This window comes from Actinomycetota bacterium, assembly GCA_030019255.1.
GTDB lineage: Bacteria > Actinomycetota > Geothermincolia > Geothermincolales > RBG-13-55-18 > Solincola_A.
On the sequence record JASEFK010000018.1, the window covers coordinates 35378 to 46751 of the forward strand.

Here is an 11374-nt window from a genome sequence, read left to right on the forward strand (position 1 = left end):
TCCATAGTTTTCCAATCATTGACCCGGGCCGGCGAAGGTTCACCGCGAAAGGAGCACGCGAAAAGACCTTTACCGTCCCGGCATCCGGGGATTGGCGAATGGCGTGGGCATTCACCCCGTGGAGAAGCGGGATTATCCGCGGAGGCGAGGAAAATGGTGCTTCCGTGGTGACGTATGGAGTGGGCGTCAACCCTACGGAGGATAACCTTTCTGCGGAGGATAACCTTTACCGCGGGCCGAATACTCAGGAAGCGCCGAAGAAGGACCGTATGGCCGCGATCACCGTTTCCTGCTCCTCACGGGTGAGGTGGGGGTACAAAGGGAGGGAAAGGACGCGGCGGGAAGCCTCTTCGGCCACCGGGCAGGGTGGGCCGGGATACCCGCGGAAGGGAGGTTGCCGGTGCACGGGAAGGGGATAGTGAATGACCGTCTCCACGCCTTTCTCGTCCAGGTGCCGGCGGAGGTCGTCCCGCCGGTCGCTGGTCACGACGAAGAGATGATAGACGTGTTCCTCGCCTTCCCGGCACTCCGGCAGGCCCAGGGGAAGGTCGGCGAAGGCCTTGATGTACCTCCGGGCCATTTCCCGGCGGCGCCGGTTCCATTCCGGTAGGTACTTGAGCTTGATGCGCAGGAAAGTCGCCTGCAGCTCGTCCAGGCGGCTGTTGGGGCCCACCTTGGCGAGAAGGTCACGTTCCACGCGGCCGTAATCACGGAGGCATCGCAACTCGTGGGCCAGCTCCTCGTCCGAGGTTACCACCATGCCCCCGTCCCCGTAGGCACCGAGGTTCTTGGTGGGGTAGAAGCTGAAACAGCCCGCCGCTCCGTAGGAACCTGTCATCTTTCCGTCCAGGGACGCCCCGTGGGACTGGGCACAGTCCTCCACCAGGAGAAGGCTGTGCCGCTCGGCCAACTTCCCCAGGGCGGGCATGTCCGCCGGGCGTCCGAAAAGGTGCACGGGGAGGATACAGCGTGTGCGGGGGGTGATCCTCTCCTCCGCGCTGGCGGGGTCCAGGGTGAGGGTGCGCGGGTCCACGTCGGCGAACACCGGCACGGCGCCGGCGAGGTTCACGGCCACCGCCGTGGGAGGGGCGGTAAAGGCGGGAAGGATGACCTCGTCCCCTTCCCCGATTCCCAGGCCGCGCAGGGCGAGGAGCAGGGCGTCGGTGCCCGAGGCTACCCCTATGCCGTGCTTTACCCCACAGAAGGCGGCCAGCTCCCTTTCCAGGGATTCCACCTCCGGGCCCAGGATGTAACGGCCCCGTTTTACAAAGGAGGAGAAGGCGCGACCGAGTTCCTCTTGGAGTTCCCGGTCCTGGCGGGTGAGATCCAGAAAGGGTACCCTCGGTGCCTTCAAGTCGATCTCTTTCGGATCAGGGACGGTTTCACCCTGGAGGGGCGGAAATAGCGTTCGCCGTGCATGCGGTAGAAGGCGATGGTCTCCTGGAGCCCGGCACGGAAATCCCACTTGGGTTCCCACTCCAGGACGGCCCGCAGCCGCGAGATGTCCAGGACTATATCGCCGGGTTCCACGCAAGCGCGCTCCGGCGGATAGGGGGCCAGGGACCAGTCGGTTCCCGCCTCCTCGCTCACCGCCTGCGCTGCCTCGGCCACGGTTATGGATTTCCCGGAGGCCAGGTTGAGGGACATACCCCGGCATTCCGGGTCGGCGGCGGCCAGGAGCAGGGCTTCCACGGCGTCCTCCACGTAGAGAAAGTCCCTGGCCTGGGTCCCATCTCCGAAGACGCGTATCTCCTTCCCTTGCAGTCCCAGGCGGATGAACCAGTTCAGGAACCCCTGCCCGTCGTGCATCATCTGGTGGCGGGGCCCGAAGACGTTGGTGAGGCGCAGGGAGAGGTAGCTTATGCGCCCTTGTTCGTGGAAGATGCGGTGGTATTCCTCCACGGCGGTCTTGTGCACCCCGTTGATGTCCACCGGGCGGAGGGGATGGTCCTCGTTCACCGGCAGGTAGAGGGGACTGCCGTACTGGCTCCGGGAACCGGTGTATATCACGGGGATCCCTGGATTGAGCTCCGCCAGGGCGCTCAGGAAGCGCAGCTGGCTCACGCAGTTCCTCTTCAGATCGCGAAGGGGATGGTGCAGGGATCCTACGTGGCTCACGCAGGCGGCGAGGTTGAAGACCAAATCCTGCCCCGGGAGATGTTCGGACAACGCGCGGGTGGCGCCGATGTCCGAGACCACCAGGGTGACCTCCTCCAGGACGTCCTCCAGGTTGAAGAGGTTGGCGCCCTGGTCGGGAAAACAGGCGTCGATCACCGTGACCCGGGAGCCCATGGCGACCAGGCGGCGCACCAGGTTGCTCCCGATGAACCCCAGGCCCCCGGTGACCAGCACCCGACGACTCCGGTAATATTCCTCCAGCCTCTGCCCGTCCCGCATGTCAAATTTCTCCCTTGCGCCATAACCGTATCCATAATGAAACATCACCCCTCACCATGGCAAGCAGGTTCCGGAGGCGGAAGAACTGGCTCTTCCCCTCCCGGCGGGGAAGGTGGCGCACGGGCACTTCGGCGAAAACGGCACCTGCCGCCTGCAGGCCCTTCACCAGCTCTACGCATATGGAGCCTCCCTCCGAGCGCAGGTCGAGGCTCCTGGCCAGGTCACCGCGCATGAGCCGGAAGTCGCAGTCCACGTCCCGGATGGGAACCAGGAAAAGGCGGCGCACCACCCGGTTGTATATGCCTCCCAGCACCACGCGGTACCAGGGGTCGCTGCGGGATTCCTTGTACCCGTTGACCACGTCGGCAACCCCGGTCAGGGCGTGGAGCTTGCGCAGTTCCTCCACGTCGTACTGGCCGTCGCTGTCAGTGTAGAAAATCCAATTTTTGGAAGATATCTTTATCCCGCTGCGCAGGGCCGCCCCGTAGCCGCGGTTGCGGTCGTGCCGGACCACCCTCACCTCGGGGTGGGCGGCGGCCACGGAATCGATGACCACACCCGAGGCGTCGGAGCTCCCGTCGTCCACGATGATGACCTCGTAATCGTCCGTCAGCTCCCGCAGCACCCGGAGGGCCTTCTCCACCACCTCCCCGATGGTGGCGGAATCGTTGTAGCAGGGGAAGAAGGCGCTTATCCCCCCGGAGTCGGGCGGAGGAAGAGAGGTTTTTTCGCTTTCCTTTGCTCGTTCTCGGGCCCGCTCCCGGCGCAGGGACAAGACCAGGAGGCCGAGGAAGGCGGCCAGGGAAAGGAGGCTGATCACCCCTCCCGCGAGCAGCCCCGGCGAACGGTAGCGGAGGGAGACCCGGTGTTCGCCCGCCGGCAGGTAAAGGGCGGTCAGGAAACCATAGGCGGAGAACAGGGGGCGTTCCTCCCCGTCCAGGAAGGCTTTCCACCCGGGCAGGTAATCCTGGTTGAGCACAAGCACGGTATCTCCGGTGCCCGAGGTCCGGAGAAGGAGACCGTCGCCGCCCCTTTCCAGCACTTCCACCCTCGTTTCCCCTTCCGGCCTGGAAATATTTTCTATTCGCCGCCGCGTCGCGGGATCCACCTCGGCGCGCGAGAGTATGACCTCGCCCTCGCGGTATCCCTCCCAGAAGGCCAGGTCCACCGCGGCTTTCCAGTCGTCTACCCACCGCACTTCCCAGGCGGTGAAGGCCTGTGGTGCGGGGTCCCCCACCCGGTAAACGGCGTACCTCCCGTCGGAATAGACCGGGGCCCAGGGCAGGAGGGGCACCGACCTGCCATCCTCGTCCACCAGGCTGACGGCGGCCAGGCGGGAGCCCCGCAGCCCCTCGGAGCAGAGGGAGAAGACCGAGAGGCGGTCGGTGTGGCGCAGGCGGAGGGGAATCCTTATCTCCAAGGCCTCCCGCCCGTCGCCGAAACCGGGAGAGCGGAACCTCACCCTCTGGAAGTTGACCGGTCCCTGGTCGTACATCACGGAAAGGAAATAGTCCTCCTCTCCGGTGTCCTTTTCCAGGACCAGCAGGGGCAGGTCCTGCAGCCGCCCTCCCCGGCGGGCCTGGAGCTTGAGATGGACGGTTCCCAGGGATTCCGGGTCCAGAATGGGTCCGTCCAGCAGCAGCCGCAGCTCTCTTCCCTTGACCGAGGGGTCGACGGCGTAATCGACGCTGCCCATCCAGGAGGGGAAGGTAAAAGGAGAACCCAGGTCGTATGCCGTGCCCCGTACCCTGACCAGGTTGGAGAGGAGGACCTTCACCCCCGCCAGGGCCAGAGCCCTGTCCCTGGGTTCCACCTGGAGGAGTCCCAGGAAGCGGTCTACCCTGGCGGGCGGGATGGTGGAGAATCCGAAGGCATCTTCCAACCCGTATGGGAGGAGCTGGTTGGGGGCCAAGGAGAACTCCCCCCGCTTCACCCCCGGCTCACCCAGAAGGGCCACCCTGCCGCCGGCGCTATCTTCCTCCAGTACGTCCAGCACCGGAGGCCGGTAATCGGCCCGGTTGCGAGGGATGGGCTTGAACACCAGGCCGGCGACGTAAAAGACGTCCAGGACGGCCAGGATGACCACCAGGGCGGCCACCGTCCTCCTGCCGTTGACCCCCCTCCAGGGATATTTCAACAAGAACAGAAAGAGGACCAGGAGGCCCACGGGGATCAGAAGCTCCACGTGGGGGGAGGTGAAGTAAGCGGCCAACCCGTCCAGGACCTGCGAAGCGGAGATCTTGATGCCGGAGAGGAAAGGGCCGCTCACGGCGGCGGCGAAATCCCGGAAATGGAGCACGTCGGTGCGGTAAAGCAATACGAAAAGCGCGAGAAGGGCCGCGGAAGCGGTGGCGAAGACGGTCCATCCCCGAAGGATGCCGTGAAGCTGGTCCGGTTCCAGTTCCTCCCCGCGCCAGCGGTCGAAGCCCATGGCCCCCAGGACGAGGAGGCAGAGGTTGGTGATCAGGAAGAAACGACCGGGACCCTTGAGCACGTGAAAGCCGGGGAGATGACGCAGGACAGGCCACAGCAGCCCCTGGTTCCCCAGGCTTAAGAGCAGTGCAACCACGCCCGCCCAGAAGAGGAAAGGGGCCGGCCAGCGGCGCGGTTTCCTCAGGGCCGCGGGGGCGAAGAGGAGGGGCAGGATTCCCGCGTAAATGTAGGTCTCCTCGAAGGTCCAGGCCCCGAGGTACCCGCTCTGGGCCAGGCCCCTGCCGAAGGCGCGGGGGAAGAAGACGCCCGCGAGCTGGAGGACGGGCAGGTTACCCACGTTGGACAGGGAGGAGGAGAGGCCGCCCGCCCGGTAGGAACTGTTCACCAGGTGGTAACTGGGAAGGTTCTGGATCATCCCCAGGCCGAGGCCCAGGGCGACGGACCCTCCCCAGCGGGCCAGGGCCGCCATCCTGGAACTTCGCTGTGAAGCCTCCGGGTGCAGGAAGACGTAGAAGAAGGACAGGAGCACCTCGATGAGGGGTATCATCAGGAACCCGGAGAGAAACTGGAGGCCGAGAACGCCCCCGGCCAGGAGGTGGAACGAAAACCGATTTTCCTGAAGGGCCCTTTCCAGGAGGTACAGGAAAAGGGGAATCCAGGCCAGGGTGGCCACCACGTTGGGATGCACCAGGTGGGCGAGGAAGAAGCCCGACAGCATGAAGGGGGCGGCGGCAAAGCAGGATGCGGAACGGCCCAGGCGGAGGAGCCGGCAGTAGAGGTAGAGAAAGCATCCGCCCAGAAGGTAGTGGAGGACCAGGAAGTAATTGAACCCCGCAGTGGAAGGAAGGAGCATGAAAGGCGGGGTCAAGGGGTAGAATAAGGCCATCTCGCTGTCGGCGAAGAGCGGGAACCCGCAGTATATGCCGGAGCACCAGAAGGAGAAGTCCCCGCTCCGCAAAAGTCCCGAGAGGTATTTCCAGTTGGGCAGGTAATAGTTCCTGATGTCCGAGATCCAGGGCACCTTCCGGAGAAGGAGAAGTTGGCGGAAAAATAGAAAAACGGTACCCGCGAGGAGGAGAAGGGGCCAGATTCTCCTCCCTTCCTTACCCCCGATCACCCTTGTCCCGTTCTCCATCTCCCGATCCGCATATGCCCCTCCCCTTCTTCGGGGTGTTGATGGGTCACCTGATCCTTGAACCTCCGTAGATGCCCGCGATCTCACCTTGCCTCCCGAGCGCGGTCCTTGCAAGGAAGTAAGTGCTCCTCCCTTCCTCGGGGTGCAGGCATCTCCTCCCGGCAGGTCCCGACGGTGCCTGCGGCTTTACCTGTCTCCGAGGAGCGGTTCGAGCAATAAGATATACCTCGCCTGCCTCCAGCACAACAAGCTGCGCCCCCTTCCTCCCGTTGACCTTGTTTTGGCACGAGGAAAGGCTGGTCTTCAAGCATTTTCAACCCTGAAAGCGACCACTGGGCCCGTCCAGCGCGCCCACATCCATGGCCTTTTTTATAAGAGATGGTTAGCGATATGCCTGGAGAGGAAACCTGCGGCGCTTGCCGGGAAACTTCCTTCCGCGGGTCGCCTGGGGGGAAGGGTGGGGTTTCTTGGAGGTGACAGCTGGACGAGAGGCCTACGGATGGAGGCGGGACCCGCGCCCGCGTTATATCCGCGTTGAGGGCGCACATTGTCCCCCGGCACGGAGGGTAATAGAATTATTTCGAAAGGAAGGTGATGTTTATGCCCTTCTACGAATACAAGTGCGGAGATTGCGGTGAGACCTTCGAATATTTCGCCCGCAGCATGTCGGACGCGGCGGAGTGCTGTTCCCGCTGCGGGAGCCGGGAGATAAAGAAGCTCTTCTCCTCCTTCGGGTTCAAGAGCGGGTCCGCTTCCTCGGGGGATTTCCGCTCCTCGGCCTCCTCTTCCAGCTGTTCCTCCTGCACCGCCACCAGCTGCTCCTCCTGCAAGCCCTGAAGGAACGCCATCCGGCGCCGCTTCATCACCTGGGGACAGGCAGGCAAGAAAGGCCGCGGCATAAGGGGCGGGGAGGGCGGGGACTGAAAACCTGGATGCAAGGATACCTCACGCCTTTCCTTCCGTCGCTTACACTGGCCCCAATACCTTCCCCACCATGCACGTCGCGCCCATCCCCGGGGTTGTAAAAGCGGGTCGCCGGTTATTGAATATATTTAACCCCGAAGGGCGGAGTCGGATTCCGCCCGCCGGGAGGGATGGTTTAGGCCGGAGGTCCCTTTAGCGGAGGGTTGGGAGGTGGATATGGGGGACTGGAGAGAAGCGACCACCCTGGAGGAGCTCTACGAGGCCATCAAGGACTGCATGGCCTGCTCCCTCGGAATAACCCGTACCAACCTGGTCCTGGGGAGCGGCAATCCGGATGCAGAGATCATGTTCGTGGGGGAGGCCCCCGGTTTCCACGAGGACCGCCAGGGGATACCCTTCGTGGGCCCGGCCGGCCAGTTCCTGGACCAGCTGCTGCGGTCCATCGGGCTGCAGCGTTCCCAGGTCTACATCGCCAATACCCTGAAATGCCGCCCCCCGGAAAACCGGGACCCGCTGCCCGAGGAACTGTCCGCCTGCACCCCCTACCTCTACAAGCAGATAGAGATAATCAGGCCGCGCATCATCTGCACGCTGGGCAACCATGCCACCAAGATACTTCTGCGCACCGGGACGGGTATATCCCAGCTCCATGGCAAGCTCATCCGCAAGGGGGGTCTGGCCTACGTTCCCCTTTTCCATCCCGCGGCCGCCTTGCACAAGCCTCCCCTGAAGGCCGTTCTGGTGGAGGATTTCCAGAGGCTGAAGGAGCACCTGGACGCGGAAAGGGTGCGCTGGGAAGCCGGGGAGGGGCCTTCGGAGGAGGCGGTCCCGGCTGCAGCGGACGAACAGCCGGAGCAGATGGGCCTCTTCTGAAGGGGTGTTGGCCTTACCGTGGCGACGGAGAGGGATTCCGGGACCGGTGGCTTGCTTCCTGCCTTCCAAACGCGGGGGGAGGGGGAGACCCGGAAGCTGGCCTCCCGCCTGGCCGAGCTCCTCCAGCCGGGGGACGTCATACTTCTGGTGGGCGAGCTGGGGACCGGCAAGACCTCCTTCGTCCGGGGTCTGGCCGAGGGCCTTGGGGTGGGGGAGAGGGTGGTGAGCCCCACCTTCACCCTGCTCAGGGAATACCGGGGTCGCCTTCCCCTTCACCATCTCGACGCTTACCGACTGGAGGGCGCCTCGGATCTTCTTGACCTCGGCGTGGAGGAACTCCTGGGAGGCGAAGGGGTGGTCGCCGTGGAGTGGGGCGACCGGGTGAGGGAGTTCTTCCGCGATGAATACCTGGAGGTGGACCTCTCCTACGGCGAAGAGGAAAACGAGCGGGTCGTCCGCCTGGTTCCCAGGGGAGGAACCTGGGGGGAGAGATTGAAAGGTTTGGAGAAGATTCCTGATGGAAAATAATGGACGCTGGCTTCTGGCCATGGACCTTGCTGGACCGCGGGGGCTGGTGGTCCTCGAGGGTCCGGGGGTGATGCTTCACAGCTCTTGGGAGGGAGGGGAACGGGCGAGGCTCCTTTTCACCGTCGCCGGTGACCTGCTGCGCGAGGCGGGCATCACGCCGCGGGACCTGGGGTTGTTGGGGATAGGCAGGGGGCCTGGGTCCTTCACCGGGATCCGCATGGGGGTTATGGCCGCCAAGGCGCTGGCCGAGGTGCTGGGGTTACCCTTGGTGGCCCCGGATAGCCTGGCGGCGGCGGCCGTGGGACCGGAGGGCACGGAGAATGTCTTCGTGGCCCTGGACGCTAGGCAGGGGGAGATCTACAGCGCCCTCTTCCGGATGGAGGGCCACGGCGGGTTCGCCTTCCCGAAGCTTCTCGCGGGGCCGCTGGTGTGCGGACCCGAGGAGACGGCCCGTTTTCTGGTAGAGAGGATGATCGGCCTGGAGGGAGAGCTTCTCCTGGTGGGAAGCGGCGTAGGCGCTTACCCGGATGTCTGGCCGCGGGAAGCGCGCCGGGCGGAGAGACGGGGGCCGGATCCCGCCGGGCTGGCATGGCTGTGCCGGGAGCTTCACGGGCGGGGCGAGGTGGAGGACCACCTCTCCCTGATTCCCCTGTACCTGAGGCGGCCGGACGTGGGCGAGGTGAGGAATGTCTGAGGGGACGCGCCTCCCGGAACTTCTCATAAGGCGCATGCAACCGGAAGACCTCCCCGAGGTCATGGAGCTGGAGAGGAGGGCTTTCTCCAGCCCCTGGACGGAGGAAATGTACCGTCGGGAGCTGGAGAAATGGGAGGGTTGTTACCTGGTGGCCCGCAGCGGCGGGGAACTGGTAGGTTACGGCGGAGCGCTACTTATTCTTGACGAGGCGCACGTCATGACCCTGGCCGTGCGCGAGGATCTGCGCCGCAGGGGCATAGGCGCCAGGCTGCTCCTGGAGCTGGTGCGGAAGACGGAGAGGATGGGAGCGCGTTTCCTGACCCTGGAGGTGCGCAAGTCCAACCGCCCGGCCATAGAGCTCTACACCCGGTTCGGCTTTCAGGTCATGGGGGAACGGAAACAGTATTACCTGGACAACCTGGAGAACGCCCTGATCATGTGGACGGAGGACATCACCACTCCGGAGTACAGGAAAAGACTGGAAGAACTGGAGCGAAGGTACGGGGCGGTTTGACATGGGCGCGGACTTCCTGCTGGGCATCGAGACCTCCTGCGACGAGACCTCCGCGGCGGTGGTGGAGCGCGGGGGGAAGGTGAGTTCGCTGGTCATCTCCTCCCAGGCCCGCTTACATTCCAAGTACGGAGGCGTGGTCCCCGAGGTGGCCGGGCGGGCTCACCTGGAGGCCCTTCTTCCCGCCGTGCGGGAGGCACTGTCCCAGGCGGGCATCGGCTACCGGGACCTGAGGGGGGTGGCGGTGACCCGGGGGCCGGGGCTCATCGGGTCCCTCCTGGTGGGACTCACCGCGGCCAAGGCGATATGCTTCGCCCTGGACCTGCCCCTCCTGGCGGTGAATCACCTGGAGGCTCACATATACGCTAACTTCCTCCATTTCCCGGGCCTGGAGCCACCGCTCCTGGCCTTCGTGGTCTCCGGGGGCCACACCTTGCTGGTGCACATGCTGGGCCACCGTCGCTACCGGATACTGGGAAAGACCCTGGACGACGCCGCCGGGGAGGCCTTCGACAAGATCGCCCGCTTCCTGGGATTGGGCTATCCCGGCGGTCCGGAAATCGACCGCCTCTCAAAGGAAGGGGACCCCCGGGCGATTCCCTTCCCTCGAGCCCTCCTGCACGACGGGACCTACAACTTCTCCCTCTCCGGGCTGAAGACGGCGGTCATCAATTATGTGCGCAGGGTGCGGGCGGAGGGGAAGGAGGTCCCGGTGGCGGACGTGGTCGCCTCCTTCCAGGCGGCGGTGGTGGAGGTCCAGGTGCACAAGATCACCCGGGCGGTGGAGGAGACGGGCGCGAGGAGGGTGGTGCTGGCCGGAGGGGTCGCCGCCAACAGCTATCTCCGCAGCAGCCTCCGGGGGGCCCTGGAGTCGCGGGGGGCGGAGCTCTTCTACCCTCCCCTGAACCTGTGCCTGGACAACGCGGCCATGGTGGCCTACCTGGGATGGCGCATGCTGGAGGAGGGGGACGTGGCGTCCCTGGACGTGGATGCCGCGGCCACCCTGCCCCTCCCCGGGGAGTCCCCGGATGGAGTCCCCGGGTGAGGGGTGAGGGGAACCGGGACGTCGGCTGACGGACTTTTTACATGCCATGCCGCGGGGGGCTTGACACGTCCACGGTGCAAGGTCCCCGCTCCTTCCTTGATGCCTGCGACACGCCCCAGGCGACTGTTGGGTTCAGCCGCACTGACGGTCCAGCTCGTCCAGAAGGTAGAGAGCGGCGTAGGCGGCGGACGGACCGCCGCCCATGAGAATGCCGGCTCCCGCGGCCTCCAGTATCTCCTCCCGGGAGGCTCCCGCCTCTAGCGCTCCCCGCACGTGCACGCGGATGCAGGGCTCGCACCTCACGGCCACCGAGGCCCCAACCAGGATGAGGCGCTTGACCTTCACGCTGAGCGCCCCCTCGCTGAGGACACTGTCGTGCAGGCCGGAGAAGGATTCCATGACCCTGGGGAGCTCCTCTCCCAGGCGCTGCATGATCTGGTGGGCATCACCTTCCAAGTTCCTCACCCCCGTCTTACAATCGCATCCGCCCGTCTTCGTCGGAACCTGAAACGGAAGATGCAAAGATTTTACACCCTAACCTCTTGATTTCCCGGGACCTTTGTATTATCCTCTCTTTAGCACTCTCGAGAGTAGAGTGCTAACATATTTAAGATCTGAGTGATAACACTCTATTCCCGGGAGTGCCAGCGAAAGTTTTAGCTTGTTTTAAAAGGATGGGTAAAGCCTAAAAAAGAGAGGATAGGAGGGATGCGTAGATGAAGCTGAAGCCGCTGGGTGATCGGGTACTGGTCAAGCCGGGCGAGAGCGAGGAGCGGACCAAGTCCGGTCTGGTTATACCCGACACCGCCAAGGAGAAGCCCCAGGAAGGTGAAG

11 protein-coding genes are annotated in these 11374 nt (G+C 64.5%); 7 read left to right on the top strand and 4 right to left on the bottom strand.

Going from position 1 to position 11374, the window contains the following annotated elements; all coding sequences use genetic code 11:
• Positions 1–244 precede the first annotated feature (244 nt).
• The 3 genes from QME84_11915 to QME84_11925 are packed head-to-tail and all read right to left on the bottom strand — an operon-like array spanning position 245 to position 5965.
• A complete protein-coding gene (locus QME84_11915) occupies positions 245–1354 on the bottom strand; it encodes a DegT/DnrJ/EryC1/StrS family aminotransferase (GenBank protein MDI6874970.1) in 1110 nt (369 codons plus the stop codon).
• Complete coding sequence (locus QME84_11920; protein MDI6874971.1) at positions 1351–2397, bottom strand: NAD-dependent epimerase/dehydratase family protein; 1047 nt, start codon at positions 2395–2397, stop codon at positions 1351–1353. The genes QME84_11915 and QME84_11920 overlap by 4 nt, the downstream gene beginning before the upstream one ends.
• 1 nt (position 2398) lies before the next feature.
• On the bottom strand, positions 2399–5965 hold the full coding sequence (locus QME84_11925) for a glycosyltransferase (protein MDI6874972.1): 3567 nt from the start codon (positions 5963–5965) through the stop codon (positions 2399–2401).
• A 600-nt stretch (positions 5966–6565) separates the two neighbouring features.
• Between QME84_11925 and QME84_11930 the strand changes: the two genes are divergently transcribed.
• The 6 genes from QME84_11930 (at position 6566) to tsaD (ending at position 10540) form a co-directional block, all read left to right on the top strand.
• The gene (locus tag QME84_11930) at positions 6566–6802 is read left to right on the top strand and encodes a zinc ribbon domain-containing protein (protein MDI6874973.1); all 237 of its coding nucleotides are present in this window, start codon (positions 6566–6568) and stop codon (positions 6800–6802) included.
• A 303-nt stretch (positions 6803–7105) separates the two neighbouring features.
• The gene (locus QME84_11935) at positions 7106–7762 is read left to right on the top strand and encodes a uracil-DNA glycosylase (protein MDI6874974.1); all 657 of its coding nucleotides are present in this window, start codon (positions 7106–7108) and stop codon (positions 7760–7762) included.
• Positions 7763–7780: 18 nt separating this feature from the next.
• Positions 7781–8290 carry a tRNA (adenosine(37)-N6)-threonylcarbamoyltransferase complex ATPase subunit type 1 TsaE gene (gene tsaE / locus QME84_11940; GenBank protein ID MDI6874975.1) on the top strand — a complete coding sequence of 170 codons (510 nt, stop codon included), beginning with the start codon at positions 7781–7783 and terminating at the stop codon, positions 8288–8290.
• Complete coding sequence (gene tsaB / locus QME84_11945; protein ID MDI6874976.1) at positions 8280–8984, top strand: tRNA (adenosine(37)-N6)-threonylcarbamoyltransferase complex dimerization subunit type 1 TsaB; 705 nt, start codon at positions 8280–8282, stop codon at positions 8982–8984. The genes tsaE and tsaB overlap by 11 nt, the downstream gene beginning before the upstream one ends.
• Positions 8977–9498, top strand: a complete 522-nt coding sequence (gene rimI / locus QME84_11950) for a ribosomal protein S18-alanine N-acetyltransferase (protein MDI6874977.1) — start codon at positions 8977–8979, stop codon at positions 9496–9498. The genes tsaB and rimI overlap by 8 nt, the downstream gene beginning before the upstream one ends.
• A 1-nt stretch (position 9499) precedes the next feature.
• Complete coding sequence (tsaD, locus tag QME84_11955; protein MDI6874978.1) at positions 9500–10540, top strand: tRNA (adenosine(37)-N6)-threonylcarbamoyltransferase complex transferase subunit TsaD; 1041 nt, start codon at positions 9500–9502, stop codon at positions 10538–10540.
• A gap of 132 nt (positions 10541–10672) precedes the next feature.
• Here the strand turns inward: tsaD and QME84_11960 are convergent, their stop codons facing one another.
• Positions 10673–10996, bottom strand: a complete 324-nt coding sequence (locus QME84_11960; protein ID MDI6874979.1) for a carboxymuconolactone decarboxylase family protein — start codon at positions 10994–10996, stop codon at positions 10673–10675.
• 260 nt (positions 10997–11256) lie between these two features.
• On the opposite strand from QME84_11960, the gene QME84_11965 reads away from it, so the two are divergent.
• On the top strand, positions 11257–11374 hold a 118-nt coding region (locus QME84_11965), incomplete at its 3' end, for a co-chaperone GroES (protein MDI6874980.1).